This window comes from Micromonospora sp. WMMD708, from assembly GCF_049315245.1.
Classification (GTDB): Bacteria; Actinomycetota; Actinomycetes; order Mycobacteriales; family Micromonosporaceae; genus Micromonospora; species Micromonospora wenchangensis.
Window position 1 is genome coordinate 5,515,184 of record NZ_CP186060.1, and the last position, 16,240, is coordinate 5,531,423.

The following is a 16,240-nucleotide window of genomic DNA, read 5'->3' on the forward strand; positions in this document are numbered from 1 at the left end:
CCTCAGCTCCGACCGCCGTAGACGGTACGGCCCGACTCGGTGACGTCCTTGCCGAGCCGGCGGGTCAGGTGCAGCCCCTCCAGCACGAACTCGACCCCGGCGGCGGCCTGCTCCGGGGTGGGCGCGTCGCCCAGCCCCAACCGGTCCAGCGCCTTGGCCAGCCCCGGTACGGTGCCGACCTGGCGCAACAGTTCCGCCGAGGCGACCAGCTCACCGGTCTCGATCACCGCCCCCTCGGCGACCAGCGCGGTGAACCCGGAGAGGTCCAGCCCGGCCAGCCGGGCCCGGAACGTCTCGGCCGTGGCGGTGCGCAGCAGGTGCGCCAGGATCTCGGTCTCCCGCCCCTCCTCACCGCTCTCGAACTCCACCTTGCCGCGCAACGTCGAGGTCACCGACACCGCGTCGCCGACCCGGGCGACCGGCGCCTCCGGCCGTGCCGGGGCGTCGTCCGGTGCGGTGCCGGCGGACGGCCCGGTCCGGGGGCCGGCGGGGCCGGCGAGCAGGCCGGCGCGGCGCAGCGCGGCGGCGGCGACGGTCTCGGCGGCGGCGATGGCGAACCGGGCGGAGACCCCGGAGCGCGGGTCCACCGACGACGACTCGCGCACCGCGCGGGCGAACCGGGCCAGCACCTCCAGCACGTGCTCCGGCACCTCGGCGACCAGGTCGGCCTCCTGCCGGATCAGCGCCAGCTCCAGCTCCAGGTCGACCGGGTAGTGGGTACGGACCTCCGCACCGAACCGGTCCTTGAGCGGGGTGATGATCCGGCCCCGGTTGGTGTAGTCCTCCGGGTTGGCGCTGGCCACCAGGAACAGGTCGAGCGGCAGCCGGAGCTGGTAGCCGCGGACCTGGATGTCCCGCTCCTCCAGCACGTTGAGCAGCGCCACCTGGATGCGTTCGGCCAGGTCGGGCAGCTCGTTGACGGCGAAGATCCCCCGGTTGGTGCGCGGCACGAGCCCGAAGTGGATGGTCTCCGGGTCGCCGAGGGTGCGCCCCTGGGCCAGCCGGATCGGATCCACGTCGCCGATCAGGTCACCGACGCTGGTGTCCGGGGTGGCCAGCTTCTCGCCGTACCGCATCGAGCGGTGCAGCCAGCCGACCGGCAGGTCGTCGCCGGCCTCGGCGACCAGCGCGCGGGAGGCCGGGGTGAGCGGGTGCAGGGGGTGCTCGTTGAGTACCGAGCCGGGTAGCACCGGGGTCCACTCGTCGAGCAGCGCCACCAGCGAACGGATGAGTCGGGTCTTGCCCTGGCCGCGTTCGCCGAGCAGCACCATGTCGTGGCCGGCGAGCAACGCCCGCTCGACCTCGGGCAGCACGCTGTCGTCGTAGCCGACGATGCCGGGGAAACGGTCCTCGCCGGAGCGCATCCGGGCCAGGAGGTTGTGGCGGAGTTCCTGCTTGACGGTCTGGTACCGGTGTCCGGCGGCGCGCAGTGCGCCGAGGGTGCCCGGCAGGTCGGCGGGCGGGACCGGGAGAGCCTGGTTGGGCGCAGTCACCCGACCTACGCTAGCGCGGTCGGGTGACCGGCGGTTGCCTTCGTCGGCCTTCGTCGGCCCGGCCGTCAGCGGTGTTCGGCGACGTACCGCTGCGGGTCCTTGTCGGCGAAGCGCAGATTGCGGCCGGACTTGTGCTCGCCGTAGAAGGTCAGCCAGCGGGCGCCCAACTCGGCCCGCAGCTCGACGGAGGCGTGGCGGCGGAAGTCCGGCAACGCCTCGTCCTCCTCCTCGGCGAGGTGTTCGCTGTTCTCCCGTCGGGCCTGCCACACCGCCGCCCACCACTCGTCGGAGCCGACCGGATGCCGCTTCGACTCGGCGATCGCATCGCGGATCTTGTTGTGGTCACCGATCGCGTCGGCGGTCTCGTCCTCGCCGTCGTCGCCGTGCCGGACCAGGTGCGGGTAGAGGATCGCCTCCTCCGCCTCGGCGTGGACGTCCAGGTGCAGGGCGAGCGCATCCCAGACCGCGAGCAGTTCGGCGTCGTCGCGGGCGTCGTCCAGGCGGGCGAAACCGCGCCGGAAGGCGGCGTGGTCGTCCAGGATCAGCGCGGTGATGTCGTCCATGATCGGTTCACTTCCCCCATGTCGGGTGGCGGGTGGCGCTGCCCGAAGGTACCCCGGCCGACCGGACGGCATGCCCGTTCTGCCGGGCCGGCTGCGGAGCCGACCCGCCCCGGGCTGTCCGGCACCCGGCCGGCGGCCTCCCCGGCCGCACTAGGGTCGAGATCATGACCTACCTCGCCGCGGACGACCGCTACGACCGGATGACCTACCGCCGCAGTGGGCGCAGCGGCCTGCGGCTGCCCGCCCTCTCGCTCGGGCTGTGGCACAACTTCGGCCCGGACCGGCCGTTCGACCGGCAGCGGGATATCGTCCGCCGCGCGTTCGACCTCGGCATCACCCACTTCGACCTGGCCAACAACTACGGTCCGCCGCCCGGCGCGGCGGAGGAGGCCTTCGGCCGGCTGCTCGCCACCGACCTGAAGCCGTACCGGGACGAACTGGTCGTCTCCAGCAAGGCCGGCTACCTGATGTGGCCCGGCCCGTACGGCGAGTGGGGTTCCCGCAAGTACCTGATCTCCTCGCTGGACCAGTCGCTGCGCCGGATGGGGCTGGATTACGTCGACATCTTCTACTCCCACCGCTTCGACCCGGACACCCCGCTGGAGGAGACGATGGGGGCGCTGGACGCCATCGTCCGGTCCGGCCGGGCGCTCTACGTCGGCGTCTCCAACTACGACTCGGAGCAGACCCGGCGGGCCGCCGCGATCCTGCGTGACCTGGGCACCCCGCTGCTGATCAACCAACCGTCATACTCGATGGTCAACCGGTGGACCGAGGACGACGGGCTGCTCGACACGCTCGCCGAGGTCGGGGCGGGCTGTATCGCGTACAGCCCGCTGGCCCAGGGGCTGCTCACCGACCGCTACCTCGACGGCATCCCCGCCGACTCCCGGGTCCGCACCAGCGTCTTCCTCGACGAGAGCGACCTGACCGACGAGCGGCTCGCCACCGTGCGGGGCCTCGCCGGGGTCGCCGAACGGCGGGGACGGACGCTGGCCCAGCTCGCCCTCGCCTGGGCGCTGCGCGACCCCCGGATGACCAGCCTGATCATCGGGGCGAGCAGCGTGGCCCAGTTGGAGGGCAACGTCGCCGCCCTGGCCCACCCCGACCTCACCCCCGACGACCTGACCGAGATCGACCGCCTCCTCGCCTGACCGGCCCCGCCCCGCCGCCCCGCCCCGCCCCGCCCCGCCCGCCCGGGCCGGGCCGGTCAGGGCTGTTGGGCCGGAGTTGCGCCATCCGGGCCGGGTGATGCCGCTGTTGGGCCGAAATCGCGTCGATCTTGCGGCAAAGTCGATCTTGCTGGGCGGGCCGGCGCGGCGAAAGTCACCAGACGCGGCGGCGGCCGGCCCGGTGGTTGCGGACGCCGCAGGGGCGGCCGGGCGGCACGGGTGCCGGGCGGCGTAGCCGGGTCGCCACCACCGCCACCAGCAGCACGGTCACCACCACCGCCGCGCCCACCACCAGTCGGAGGTTGCCGCCGCCGACCTGGGTCACCGACGCCACCGGTACGCCCGCCTCCCCGGAGCCATCGTCGCCGGCCGGAGTCACCCCGGCGGAGGCGGCCTGGTCCGGGCCGGCGTCGGTCGTCGTGCCACCGGTCGGGTCGGTCGCCGTCGGGTCGGTGGCGGCAGGGTCGGCAGCGGCCGGGGTCGGGTCGGCCGGGGTGGCCGCCAGCACGCCGTCCGCCGGGCGGAACAGCACGTCCGAGCAGGAATAGTAGGTGTCCGGAGTATCGGAGTTCTGCCACACCGTGTAGATCACGTGCCGTCCGGTCAACCCGGCGGGCAGCCGCCCCGGGATCTGGTACGACCCGTCCCGCAGCGGCGGATCGGTCACCGACAGGAACGGGATCGTGTCGAGATCGGACCAGCGCAGCGGGGTACGCGGGTCGTACCCGGTGCGGGTCGTGTAGAGCCGGAAGGTCCCCTTGTGCGGGATGGTGCCCCGGTAGCGGAACGTGTACCTCGCACCGGCGGTCAACTCGGTCACCGGCCAGTCCGCCCGCGCCAGGTCCAGCCCCCGGTAGGCCGACAGCCCGCCGCTGCACAGCTCGCCGTCCGGGATGCGCTGCCGGTCCCGGCCGTTGACGCCGTACACCCGGATGTTGTCCCACTCGCGCACCGCCGCGCCGGCCGACACCGCTGCCAGGCAGGCGGGCGTCGAGACGTGCGGCCCCTCCGGGCCGCAGGCCGCCGAGCGGCTCAACGGGCTCGTCGGCGCGCCGTGCGCGGCGGCAGGGGCCGCGTCGAGCAGCACGGTCACCGCCACGACCGCGAGGGCGGCGAACGTTGCGCGTACGGTCATCTGGTCGACCTCCCGCCCTTGGTACGGACGCGGGCGGGCAAAGGTTCGACAGTACGGCGTGCGGGCCGGCGGCGGAGGGCCGGTTGCCTCTACAGTGACCGCACTTCCCGCATCAAGGAGCGTACGTGTCCGAGCCGGAACCGACGTCAGACTCCCCCGGGGGCGGCCCGCCGCCCGCCGCCGGGATGCCGTACCTGTTGACCATGTCCGCCCAGGACGGGATGCCGCCGGCGATCAGGTGGCCCGGGCGGGCGGGTGAGCCCGGCTGGGCCATTCAGGTCCAGGTCCCGGACGGCACCCTCGGGTACGCGATCTTCCTGCCCCTGGTGCCGGCGACCACCGACACCCCGCCCGGCACCGCCGGACCGGTCGCAGCGCCCCTCCCGGCCGGCGACACCAAACCCGGCTCGACGAAGGCCACCCCGACGACGACCGGCCAGGCAACGCCCGGTCCGACGGCGGCCGAGGTGGCACCGACCGGCCAGGCAACGCCCGGTCCGACGGCGGCCGAGGTGGCACCGACCGGCCCGGCAACGCCCGGTCCGACGGCGGCCGAGGTAGCGCCGACCGGCCAGGCGGCCGTCGACGCGGTGGCAGCCGACGGGTCCGGCCGGTCGGTGAGCGTGCCGGCACCGCGCACCGCGGCGGGCTCGGCGGACGACGCCCCGACCCCGGCCGACCGACCCGCCCCCGTCCCGGTCACCGCCCCGGCGACGCCCGGCCCGGGTCGGCCCGTACCCCCCGGCCGGCAACCTCCACCCGGGGCCGGCGTGCCCGCCCCCGGCCGGCCGGGGCCCGGCGGGTTCGGTACCGACGAGCGACCGGTGCAGTGGGGCGGGGCACCCGGGGCCTGGACTCCGGTCCCGCCCCCGCCGTCGTTCCTGAGCACCCGGTGGCCCGGTCCCGGACCGGCCACCGGCTGGGCGGTGCCGGCGGCGGTGCTGGCCGGGGCGGTGGGCGCGGCGTTCTTCGTCCCGCTCAGCCGCACCGGGATCGGCTGGTTCCTCGGCTGGTTGGTCCTCACCGTCGGGGTGGTCGCCGCCGTCCGGCGCAACGCCGACACGCTGACCCGCACCGACAGGCTGATCCGGGGCGGCTGGGCGGCGGCCGCGCTGGCACTGCTGGCCGTACTGGCGTTCCGTAACGCCTGGTGGCTGGTGACCTTCTGCGTCCTCGGGGCGCTGGGCTGCGCGACCCTGGCGATCGTGGGCGGCAGACAGGTCCGGTCCATCCTGTTCAGCCTGGTCGCGGCCCCGTTCGCGGCGCTGCGCGGGCTGCCCTGGGTACGGCGGCACGTGACCGCCACCGGGGGCGGCCGGTTGGTGCCCCGGGTCGTCGGCTCGGTGGTCGCCACCGCCGTGGTGCTGCTCGTCTTCGGGCTGCTGCTGTCCTCCGCCGACGCCGCTTTCGACCAGGTGCTCGGCGCGGTGGTGCCCGAGGTCAACATCGACAGCGTGGTCCGCTGGCTCTTCCTGGCCGCCGTCGGTGGGTCGATCGCGGTCGCCGCCACGTACACCCTGGCCGCGCCGCCGGACCTGTCGACCGTCGACCGGGAGGGCCGGCAGCGGCTGGGCATCCTGGAGTGGGCCCCGGCCATCGCCGCCCTGACGCTGCTGTTCGTCGGTTTCGTCGCGGTGCAGTTCACCGTGCTCTTCGGCGGTCAGCGGCACGTCCTGCGTACCGCCGGCCTGAGCTACGCCGAGTACGCGCGCAGCGGGTTCTGGCAGCTCACCGTGGTGACCCTGCTGACCGTGGCCGTACTGGGCGGGGTCACCCGCTGGGCGCGACGGGAGAGCCGGGCCGAACGGGTGCTGCTGCGGGTCCTGCTCGGGCTGCTCAGCGCGCTCAGCGTGGTGATCGTCGTGTCGGCACTGTCCCGGATGTACACCTACCAGAAGGTCTACAGCTTCACCGGGGAACGGATCTTCGTGATGGCGTTCGAGCTGCTGCTCGGCGCGGTCTTCCTGATGGTCCTGGCGGCGGGCGTGCGGTGGCGGGGTCGCTGGATTCCCGGCGTCACCGTCGGGCTGGCCGTGGTGATGCTGCTCAGCCTGGCCGTGCTCAACCCGGAGGACTACGCGGCCCGCCGCAACATCGCCCGGTACGAGCAGTCCGGCAAGATCGACGCCTGGTACCTGCGGGCGCTCTCCGCCGACGCCACCCCCGCCCTGGCCACCCTGCCGGACCGGATCCGCCGCTGCACGCTGAGCTGGATCGACGACGACCTCGCCGAACCCGACCCGTGGTACGCCTGGAACCTGGGCCGCAGCCGGGCCCGCGCGGAGTTGGAGCGGCTGGGCCCGCGCGCGGTCGGCGGGCAGAAGGACTGCAAGGCCGCCGACCAGTTCGATCTGCCGAAGACCCGGCGCACCCCGCGCTGACCTGCCCGCGTCGCCCGGCCCGCTCGTCCGACCGGGCCGGGTAACGCGGGCGGCGGACCCCGTCGCGGTGACGACGCGGCGGTACGGTCAGCGGCCGGTGCCCGCCGCGCGGATCGGCTGGGCCCGCCACCCGGCCTCGTCCCGGGGCGGGTGCGGCGGACGGGCACACAGGACGTACGACTCGGGGGCCATCGCGCCGTGCCGGCCGCCGAGCGTGGCCATCACCGCCGCGTGCAGTTCCCGGGGGCCGACACGCGGGTCCGCCGGGGCGGCGTAGCCGACGAGCGACCGGGTGCCGCCGGGCCCGCCACGCAGGATGATCCGGGCGGTCGGGTCGCCGGCCGCGGCCCGGAGCACCTGTTCGCTGGCGGTGACGTCGATCCAGGCGGCGTCGATCTCCACCCACTCCGGGCCGCGTACCACCGGGTCGAGGTCGACGAGATCGCCCAGCCGGGCGAGGTCGACGTCCCGGTCGGCGGCGGTCAGCAGGATGCGTTCCATCGACCACAGCAGGGCCGCCGCCTCGTCGGTGGTCACGTGCCGCACGTCGTGGGTGAGACCGACCACGACGGTGGGCCGGGTGTGCAGGATGGTGAGCCGGACGGGGTCGGTGGTGGTGGCGTCCAGGCCGCTCTCCACCTCGGTCCCGTGCACCGGCACCCCCGCCCGCCCGTCGAAGACGCCACCCCGGGTGCTGCTCATGTCGTTGATCACCAGGTCCCGGTGCCGCTGGCAGCCCCGCTGGGAGCCGATCGACTGGACCGACTCCTCCACGGCGGTCGCGTCGAAGTAGGCGTACTGGTAGGCGTTGAAGATCGCCAGGTGGGTCCGGCGCAGGGTCTCGTGGAACGACGGGGCGGGGCTGAACGGGACCAGCGCACTCTGCGCGATGCTGCCGACGAAGTTCTGCATCCGGGGCAGCGCGCGGTTGCTGTAGAGGGCCTCCAGCGCGGCCAGTTCGGTGCCCGTCCACCAGGACAGCAGGGTCGCCGTGGTGGTGACGAGAACGCTGGCCGGGGTGACCCTGGTCCGCCTGGCGACCGCGTCGATCGCCTCGGCGACCGGCCCGGAGCGCAGGGTCGCGAGCCGGAACTCCGCCGGCCCCTCCCGACGGGCCGGTACCGAGAGCAGGCAGGGCGGGATGGTGTGCAGTTGCTGCCGCCAGTAGGCGAGGGTCCGCGCCATCCGACGCCGCGCCTGCGGGGTCCGCTCGTACTCGGCCTGGTCGGCGGGCTGCCAGACCGGGGGTCCCACCGTGCGGTCGGCGGGGGACGCGACGAGCCCGACGAGTTCGTCAAGCACGAGGTTCGCGGCCACCAGGTCCGCGACGGCGTGGGAGAACTCGAAGACGGCCCGGACGGGCACCCCGGCGTCCGTGGTCACCGCCATCCGGACGGGGAACTCGGCACCGTGGTCGAACGGGCGGGGCGGATCACTGATCCAGGTCCGGTCGTACGCCCCCGGGCCGAGTTCGAGCAGCAGCAGGTCGACGTGGCCGTCGCGGGTCACCACCTGGGCCCGTTCCACGCCCGGGCCCACCTCGTACACCGTGCGCAGTCCCTCGTGGCGGGAGACCAGCACGCCGACCGCCGCGCGGACGTCGTCGACGGTACGCCCGGCGGGCAGGTCCGCGTACCCGACGAACACCGCGCCGCTGCCCTCGTACGGCAACCAGTCGAAGACGTTGCTCTGACCGTGGGGCATCGGCCACCGGCCCGAGCGGAGCCCGGCGAAGGGCACCCGCACCGTCCGTACGGCGGTCGACGTCTCGGCTGTGGTCATCTGGCTACCCCCGGGGTCGGGACGGGTCGGGCGGACACGGACGGTCACTCCCGGCGACCGGGCACCACGCCGCCGGGCACCGCGTCCCGGTCGGCTGCCGGTCCGCCGGCCGGTGCCGGGTCCCGGTCGGCTGCCGGGTCCCGGTCGGGTTCCGGGTCGGCGTCGGTGGCAACGGGTTCCGGGGCCGGCTTCGGGTGGGTCAGCAGACGCAGGCCGGCCAGCAGGATCACCAGCGACAGGACGGCGAGCAGGAGCCGGTGGTCGACGACGACGATGAGGGCGGCGGCGACCCCGATGGCCGCCGTCTGCGGGATCGTCACCAGCATCCCCGCCGTGGTGAAGGCCCGCCCCAGCAGCCGCGACGGGGTGTGCCGCTGCAACAGGGTGTTCCAGCCGATCGAGAACCAGGTGACCGCGAGCCCGATGCCCACCGCCCCGCCCAGCACCACCGCTGTCGCGCCGACGGCCAGGGCGGCGCAGCCCACCCCGAGGCCGATCAGGGCGCCGCCGATGGCCCTCGCCTCGCCGACGCGGCGCAGCAGCCACGCGCCGGTGAAGCCGGCGACGATGGAACCGATCCCCTGGACACTGACGATCACCCCGAAGAACGCCGCCGGCCGGTGCAACCCGTCCTCGACCACCACGAAGATGATGGGTTCCAGGAAGCCCACCGCCCCGAACGCGACGGCGCTGACGACGGTGACCTGGGACAGCAGCGGAACCGACCGGATGTGACGCAGACCGGCGAGCAGCTCGGTGCCGAACCGTTCCCCGCTGCGTTCCGGTGGCGACTCGACGACCCGCACCGTGGCCAGCGCGATGATGGCGGCGAGGAAGGTCAACGCGTCGATCAGCGCCAGCAGGTGACCGCCGAACGCGGCGTAGATGCCGGAACCGACGAGCGGCGCGAGAATCCGGGTGAACCCGAACAGGGTGCCGAACGCCGCGTTGGCGGAGCCGAGGTCACTGTCGGGCAGCAGGTCCTTGAGCAGGGCGTTGCGCCCCGCCATGAGTACCGTGGCGACACAGCCGTGCACGATGGCGACGCCGTAGATGATCCAGGTGTGGTCGGCGGTGCGTACCAGCAGCAGCGCCAGCACCGCCAGTCCGGCGATCGCGTTGGTCGCCATCAGCAGCGGCTTGCGGCGTACCCGGTCGATCTGCCGTCCGGCCAGCGGGGCGAACAGCACCGGCAGGCCCATCGCCAGGAACACGGCACCGGCGGCCGAGTTGCTTCCGGTGAGGTCCTTGACCCAGATGCCGAGGGCCAGCAGCAGCGCGGTGTCCCCGAAGCCCGACAGGGCGTCGCCGACGTACAGCCGACGGAACCGGGCGTCCCTGAACGCGGTCACTCAACTCAGCGCCTCTCGGTGGTTGGTGGCACGGCCCACGGGTTCCAGCCGTACCTGCAGGTGGCGGTAGCCGTGGACCAGGTTGGAGCGCAGCGGCACCGGCTCGCCGACCACGGACACCGAGTCGACGAACTCGGCCAGCGCGAGCAGCAGCGCCCGCAGTTCCAGCCGGGCCAGCGCGGCCCCCAGGCAGTGGTGCGGGCCGTAGCCGAACCCCAGGTGGTTGGCCGGGCGGCCGGGACGGAACTCGTCGGCCGCCGCGAAGTGCCGGGGGTCGCGGTTGGCCGCCGGCAGCCAGGCCACCACCGCCTCGCCGCTGGCCACCCGCTGACCGGGCAGCTCGACGTCCTCGGTGGCGACCCGCAGCACGTGCATCGCGGGTGAGGTCCACCTGATGACCTCCTCGACGAGCGGCCCGACGAGGTCCGGGTCGCTGCGCAGCCGGTCCAGGGTGCCCGCGGCGGTGGCCAGCGCGTGGAAGCAGCCGGCGATCGCGTGCCGGGTCGTCTCGTTGCCGCCGACCAGGACGTTGTCGCAGTTGAGCAGGACCTCACGCAGGTCGAACCGGGGGTCACCGGCCAGCGCGCTGATCAGGTCGTCACCCGGGCTGTGCCGCCGCTCGGCCACCAGGTCGGCGAGGTAGAGGATCATCTCCGAGTGCGCCGCGTCCGGCGGCATCCGGTCGAAGGAACTGTCCGCGCCGCCGAAGGCGTGGCTGGTCAGCTCGATCAGCATGTCCCGGTCGGTCGCCGGCACGCCGAGCAGGCGGCAGACGACACTCGCCGGGATCACCGGCCCGAGGGAGGCGGCGACGTCGAGGCCGCCCGCCGACACGGCGTCCGCGACGAGCTGGCGGACCTCCTGCCGGACGACGTCCTCCAGCGACTCGGCCATCGCCCTGGACAGGAACGGCATGATGACGCTGCGCAGCCGGGTGTGCCGGGGGCCGTCGGCGACCACCAGCATCCCGCCGCCCGCCTTGTCGGGGTGGTCACGGTCGAAGCCGATCATCATGCCGTACTCGGAGGTGAACGCGGCCTTCGGCGCCAGCACCGCGCGGCACCCGGCGAGCGAGAAGACCGACCAGAAGCCGCCCGGTGAGGTGCCGGCGTCGCTCCACAGCACGGCGTCGTCGGCGGCGTACCGACGCCACCTGGCGAAGCGGCCGGGGTCGAGGTACAGGTCAGGGTCGCCCAGGTCCATCGCCGTTCCCCCTCTGCTCGGTCCGCACCAGGTCGGCGATCTCCCGGGCCAGGTCGGCGAAGGACGGCCGGCGGAACACGGTGACGATCCGCAGGTCGACACCGAACCGCCGGTGCACCGCGCCGACCAGGTGCAGGGCTTTGATCGAGGTGCCGCCGAGCGCGAAGAACTGGCTGTCCGCGCCGAATTCCGTCACCCCCAGCAGGTCCCGCCAGATGTCGGCGAGCCCGGCGGCGACCGGGTCCCCCGGCGGGGAGGCGGCGTCGGGGACGGGCGGGTCGGCGGGGACGGGCGGTTCCGGGTCCGGGTCGCGGCCGAGCGCCGCCAGCAGCGCCGCCCGGTCCACCTTGCCGTTGGGAGTCACCGGCAGGGCGGGCAGCCGGTGGCACCGCGCCGGCACCATGTAGGGGGGCAGGTTGGCCCGCAGGTACTCCCGCACCTCGGACGGCTCGGCCGGGCCCGTCGACACGGCGACGAGTTCCACCGGTTCCGCGTCGGTGACCGCCACCACCGCGTGGTCACCCACCTGCGGGCAGTCGCCGAGCACCCGTTCCACCTCGCCCAGCTCCACCCGAAACCCACTGATCTTGACCTGGTCGTCGCGGCGGCCCAGGAACACCACGTCCCCGTCGGGCCGCAGCCGCACCAGGTCGCCGGTGCGGTAGAGCCGCTGGCCGGGCGTGTCGGCGAACGGGTCCGCGACGAACGCCGCGCAGGTACGCCCCGGATCGCCCACGTAGCCGTCTGCCAGCCCCTGCCCGCCGACGTACAGCTCACCGGTGCCGCCGGGGGTGACCGGGGTCAGCCGGTCGTCGAGCACCCGCAGGTAGCCGCCGTCGATCGGGCCGCCGATCGGGATGACGCCCCCGTCCAGGTCGGCGGGGACGACCTCGTGCGCGGCGGAGAAGGTGGTGTTCTCCGTCGGCCCGTACGCGTTGACCAGATGCTCCGGCGCACCGGCGGCCAGCATCCGGCGGATCTGCGCCAGCGCGTACTGGTCGCCGCCGATCAGCAGCACCCGCAGCCGGGCGAAGGCGTCGGGCACGTGCGTGACGATCGCGTTGAGCAGGGCGTTCGTGGTGAACATGACGCTCACCCCGGTCCCGGCGAGGAACCGCCCCAGCCGGTACGGCGACAGGGTGACCTCGCGGGGCACCACCACCAGCGTCGCGCCCGCGCACAGCGCGCCCCAGATCTCCAGGGTGGCCGCGTCGAAGGCGGTGTTCGACAGGTGAGCGACGACGTCGTCCGGCCCCAGCCGCAGGAAGTTGGAGTGCGGCACCAGCCGCAGGATCGCCTCGTGCGGAACCACCACCCCCTTCGGCGTACCGGTGGACCCGGAGGTGTACATGACGTACGCCGGGTGCCGGACCGTCACCGGGACGTGCGACGACCCGACCACGGCCCCGGCTGTCGGCGTCCCGGGAGTCCCGGGCAGCTCGATCGTCGGCACCCCGGGCGGCACGTGGTCCTCGCGGCCCCGCTCGCACAGCGCCAGCCGTACCCCGCTGTCCCGCCCGATCGCCCGGCTGCGGGTCGGCGGCTGGGCCACGTCGACGGGCACGTACGCCGCCCCGGCGCGCAGCACGGCCAGGAACGCGGTCACCGCGTCCGCGCCCCGAGCGGCGGCGACCGCCACCCGGTCCCCCGGTCGTACGCCCGCCGCGACGAGCCGCCCCGCGAGGCCGGCGGCGGCGGTGTCCAGCGCGCCGTAGCTGAGCTCCCGGTCGCCGTGCCGGACCGCGACCGCCTCCGGGTGGGCCCGCGCCCGCAGCGCCACCACCTCGTGCACCGGCCGCTCGGCGGGCTGACGGACGTACCCGTGGGCGACGGCCGCCGACGGTCCCGACGCCACCGGGGTGTCCGGGGCGGCGCTGAGCCGGGCGAGGTCGGCCAGCAGGGTGGCGTGCAGTTCCCGGGCCCGGTCCGGGGTGAACAGGTCGGCGGCGACCTCCAGGGCGGACGTCGCCGACGTCGTCCCGGTGGTGACGGTCCACAGCAGCTCGAACTTGGCGGTGCCGGTGGACAGCACCTCCCGCACGGCCGGTGCGCCGGCCGGCGCCCAGCGCCAGTCGCGGTCGTCGACGTGCGAGATGCCGATCTGGGTCAGCGGGTTCCCGTCCGGCCCGGCGGCGTCGGTCAGCTCCGCCACCAACTCCTGCAACGGCGTCCACTGGTACGCGAGCGCCGCAGTGACCCGTCCACGGACCTGGCCGACGAGGTCCCGGAAGGTGGTGTCGGCGTCGATCCGGACCCGGACCGGCAGGACGTTGACGAACATGCCGACGGTGTCCTCGTCGTCCACCGTCCGCCCGCCGAAGGGTGCGCCGACCACCACGTCGGACGCGTGGGTCGTGCCCTCGGGTGCGGCGGCCCGGCTGAGGAAGGCCGTGTAGGCGGCGAGCAGCACCATGAACTCCGACGCCGCGCAGTCCCGCGCCAGGTCGGTCAGCCGGGTGACGAGCGCCGGGTCGAGCGGCGCGGTCACCACCACACCCGCCGGGCCCACCACCCCGGGTCGGGGCCGGTCGGTCGGCAGCGCCAGCCGACCGCCCAGGCCGGCGAGCTGGTCCCGCCAGTGGGCCAGTGACTCCGCCGCGTCGGGTCGGTTGGCCAGGCCCCGGCGGCGCACCGGTGGCAGCTCCCCGGCGAGGCCGACCCGGGCGCCGTACGCCTGCTGGAGCTGGCTGTCGAGCAGGTCCAGCGAGTGCTGGTCGGCGATCAGGTGGTGCAGGGTGAGCAGCAGCACCGTACGGTCGCCGGGCTCGGTGACCAGGCAGGCGCGGGCCAGCGGCGGCACGTCGGTGGGGACCGGGCGGCGGGCCTCCGCGTCGAGGTGCCGCCGGGACTCGACGGCGGCCCGTGCCGGCTCCTCCCCGGACAGGTCGACGGCCGTCCACGGCAGCGTGGCCGCCGTCCGGACCAGCTTCCGCCCGTCCGCCGGGAAACAGGTCCGCAACGCCTCGTGCCGGTCCACCAGTTCCTGGAGCGCGGCCCGCAGCGCCTCGGCGTCGACCGCACCGGCGAACTCGTAGCGCACCGGGACGCAGTACAGCGGCGAGTCCGGGTGCAGCCGGTCCAGGAACAGCAGCCGCTCCTCGGTCGGCGAGATCGGCACCCGGCGGGCCGGCGGCGCGAGCCGGGCCAGGTGCGCCACCAGGTCGACCGGCCGTCGGTAGCGGAACAGCAGGTCCATCTCGACCGGTACGCCGATCCGCCGACGCAGTTCGAGCGCCACCTCCACGGCCTGTAGGGACTGCCCGCCGAGGTCGAAGAAGTCGGCGTCCGGGGCGATCTCCGCCCGGCGGAGCACCTGACCGAAGGCCGCCCGGACGATCTCCTCGTACGGCGGGGTGTCGACCGCCGCCGGCTCGTGGTCGACGCTCACGCGGGCCCCCCGGCGGTGCGGCGGACCAGGTGGCCGTCGAGAACGAGGGCGTCCAGGGTGGACCGGGCGAAGGTGGCGACCGCCTCGGCCGGGGTCCGGACGATGGGCTGACCCCGCAGGTTGAACGACGTGTTGACCAGCACCGGCAGCCCGGTCCGCCGGCCCATCTCGCGCAGCAGCCCCCAGAACAGCGGCGCGTCCTCGCGGTGCACCACCTGCACCCGGGCCGACCCGTCGACGTGCGTGACGGCGGGCAACCGGTCCCGGTAGGGCGCCCGGACACCGGTGACCATCAGCATGTGCCGGAACGCCGCCTCCGTGCCCGGCGGGATGTCGAAGTAGCGGGCGGCGTCCTCCACCGGCACCGCCGGGGCGAACGGGCGGAACTCCTCACGCTGCTTGACCACCGTGTTGAGGTGTTCGCGCATGGTGGGCGAGCGCGGGTCGGCGAGGATGCTGCGGTTGCCCAGGGCACGCGGGCCGAACTCCATCCGGCCCTGGCACACCGCCACGGTGGCCCCGCCCTCGATCAACGCGACGGTCTCGCGGACCAGGTCCGCCTCGGCGTACCGGCGGATCTCGAAGCCCGGACCGAGGTCCCGCAGCGCCGCCGCGACGTCCTCGGCGCTGCACCCGTCCCCCCAGTACGGCATCCGCATCCCGGTCGGCGTCGCCGGCCGCGCCTCGCGCAGCGCGGCCAGGGCCGCCCCGAGCGCGGTGCCGTCGTCCCCGGAGGCCGGCTGGACGAACACCTCGTCGAAGAGGCCGCTGCGCAGGATCACCCCGTTCGCCGAGCAGTTCAGCGCGACCCCGCCGGCCAGGCAGAGCCGACGCAGCCCGGTGCGGCGGCGGTACTCGGTCAGCACGTGCAGCAGGGTGCGTTCCAGCGCGTCCTGCAGGGCGGCGGCCACGTCCATGTGGTGCTGCCCCAGCTCCGTGTCGGGCTCGCGGGCCGGGCCGAGCTTCTCCTCCAGCCGGCGCAGCACCCCCTGGTGCGTCTCGCGTTCCAGCGGGGACTTGTTGGCCGACAGCAGCGGTACGGCGTACCCGCCGTCGGGGTCGAGCCGGACGAACTCGTCGAGGGTGGCCCGGTAGCGCTGCCGGTCGCCGTACGGGGCCAGGCCCATCACCTTGTACTCGTCCATCCCGGGTTGGAAGCCGAGATAGTGGGTGAAGACGCTGTAGAGGATGCCCAGCGAACTCATGATCGGATAGCTGCCGAGCGGGTCGAGCACCGCGCCCCGCCCCGCGAACACCGTCAGCGACTCCTGCTCGCCCATGCCGTCGGCCACCACCACCAGCGCCTCGTCGAACCCGCTGAGGTAGTAGCTGCTGGCGGCGTGGGCGACGTGGTGCCCGACGTGCACGAACCGGGGTTCGGCGACGGCCGGCGGGTAGTTGGCGGCGAAGACCTCCCGCTGGACGCGCTGCGCGTACACCTCCTCGTACCAGCGGGTGGAGAGGTGGTCGAGCTGCCAGACCGGGGACGGTTCGTAGCGGAAGCCGTGCGCGACGACCGCGACGTCACGCATCGTCGCCCCGGCCGCCCGCAGGCAGGCGTCGATCGCGTCCCGGGGGAAGCGGCCGGTGCCCTTGTCACCGTCGTAGCGTTCCTGGGCGGCGGCGGCGATCACCCCGGTCTCGTCGACCAGCGCCGCCGCGGAGTCCAGGCCCTGGACGATCCGTTGTTCCCGCCGCCACCCGTCGCCGAGTATCGCGCGCTTGAGCGCCGTGCCGCGGTCGAGGCCGCTGAATCCCAGCGTCAGCATTG

The 16,240-nt window shown here is 74.4% G+C and carries 10 protein-coding genes; 2 read left to right on the forward strand and 8 right to left on the reverse strand.

All coding sequences use genetic code 11. The annotated features are described in order from the left end of the window. Positions 1-2: 2 nt before the first annotated feature. Positions 3-1,493, reverse strand: a complete 1,491-nt coding sequence (locus ACN260_RS24280) for a magnesium chelatase (RefSeq protein WP_422753210.1) — start codon at positions 1,491-1,493, stop codon at positions 3-5. 65 nt (positions 1,494-1,558) lie between these two features. After that, positions 1,559-2,056, reverse strand: a complete 498-nt coding sequence (locus ACN260_RS24285; protein ID WP_422753211.1) for a hemerythrin domain-containing protein — start codon at positions 2,054-2,056, stop codon at positions 1,559-1,561. Positions 2,057-2,220: 164 nt separating this feature from the next. Here ACN260_RS24285 and mgrA point away from each other — a divergent pair, with 164 nt between their 5' ends. Next, positions 2,221-3,210 carry an L-glyceraldehyde 3-phosphate reductase gene (gene mgrA, locus ACN260_RS24290; protein ID WP_422753212.1) on the forward strand — a complete coding sequence of 330 codons (990 nt, stop codon included), beginning with the start codon at positions 2,221-2,223 and terminating at the stop codon, positions 3,208-3,210. A gap of 172 nt (positions 3,211-3,382) precedes the next feature. On the opposite strand, the gene ACN260_RS24295 is transcribed toward mgrA, so the two are convergent. Further along, positions 3,383-4,363, reverse strand: coding sequence for a lytic polysaccharide monooxygenase auxiliary activity family 9 protein (locus ACN260_RS24295; protein WP_422753213.1), 981 nt, complete (start codon positions 4,361-4,363; stop codon positions 3,383-3,385). A gap of 125 nt (positions 4,364-4,488) precedes the next feature. Between ACN260_RS24295 and ACN260_RS24300 the strand changes: the two genes are divergently transcribed. Further along, complete coding sequence (locus tag ACN260_RS24300; RefSeq protein ID WP_422753214.1) at positions 4,489-6,744, forward strand: DUF4153 domain-containing protein; 2,256 nt, start codon at positions 4,489-4,491, stop codon at positions 6,742-6,744. An 87-nt stretch (positions 6,745-6,831) separates the two neighbouring features. Here ACN260_RS24300 and ACN260_RS24305 read toward each other — a convergent pair whose 3' ends face one another. Genes ACN260_RS24305 through ACN260_RS24325 form a run of 5 tightly spaced genes read right to left on the reverse strand, consistent with a single transcriptional unit; the run spans position 6,832 to position 16,238 of the window. Next, positions 6,832-8,526, reverse strand: a complete 1,695-nt coding sequence (locus tag ACN260_RS24305; RefSeq protein WP_422753215.1) for a condensation domain-containing protein — start codon at positions 8,524-8,526, stop codon at positions 6,832-6,834. Positions 8,527-8,570: 44 nt separating this feature from the next. Beyond that, entirely contained in the window at positions 8,571-9,878 is a 1,308-nt protein-coding gene (locus tag ACN260_RS24310) for an MFS transporter (RefSeq protein WP_422753216.1), read from the reverse strand. Beyond that, complete coding sequence (locus tag ACN260_RS24315) at positions 9,879-11,081, reverse strand: cytochrome P450 (RefSeq protein WP_422753217.1); 1,203 nt, start codon at positions 11,079-11,081, stop codon at positions 9,879-9,881. It lies immediately after the preceding gene. Next, complete coding sequence (locus ACN260_RS24320; RefSeq protein ID WP_422753218.1) at positions 11,062-14,469, reverse strand: amino acid adenylation domain-containing protein; 3,408 nt, start codon at positions 14,467-14,469, stop codon at positions 11,062-11,064. Before ACN260_RS24320 ends, ACN260_RS24315 begins: the two co-directional genes overlap by 20 nt. Next, a complete protein-coding gene (locus tag ACN260_RS24325) occupies positions 14,466-16,238 on the reverse strand; it encodes a carbamoyltransferase (protein WP_422753219.1) in 1,773 nt (590 codons plus the stop codon). The genes ACN260_RS24320 and ACN260_RS24325 overlap by 4 nt, the downstream gene beginning before the upstream one ends. Between the last annotated feature and the right edge of the window lie 2 nt (positions 16,239-16,240).

What these genes read in the sequence shown, in the direction of transcription:
- ACN260_RS24315 (WP_422753217.1), bottom strand. Translation starts at nt 11,081, where the DNA reads ATGGACCTGGGCGACCCTGACCTGTACCTCGACCCCGGCCGCTTCGCC.
- ACN260_RS24305 (WP_422753215.1), bottom strand. Translation starts at nt 8,526, where the DNA reads ATGACCACAGCCGAGACGTCGACCGCCGTACGGACGGTGCGGGTGCCC.
- ACN260_RS24295 (WP_422753213.1), bottom strand. Translation starts at nt 4,363, where the DNA reads ATGACCGTACGCGCAACGTTCGCCGCCCTCGCGGTCGTGGCGGTGACC.
- ACN260_RS24325 (WP_422753219.1), bottom strand. Translation starts at nt 16,238, where the DNA reads ATGCTGACGCTGGGATTCAGCGGCCTCGACCGCGGCACGGCGCTCAAG.
- ACN260_RS24285 (WP_422753211.1), bottom strand. Translation starts at nt 2,056, where the DNA reads ATGGACGACATCACCGCGCTGATCCTGGACGACCACGCCGCCTTCCGG.
- mgrA (WP_422753212.1), top strand. Translation starts at nt 2,221, where the DNA reads ATGACCTACCTCGCCGCGGACGACCGCTACGACCGGATGACCTACCGC.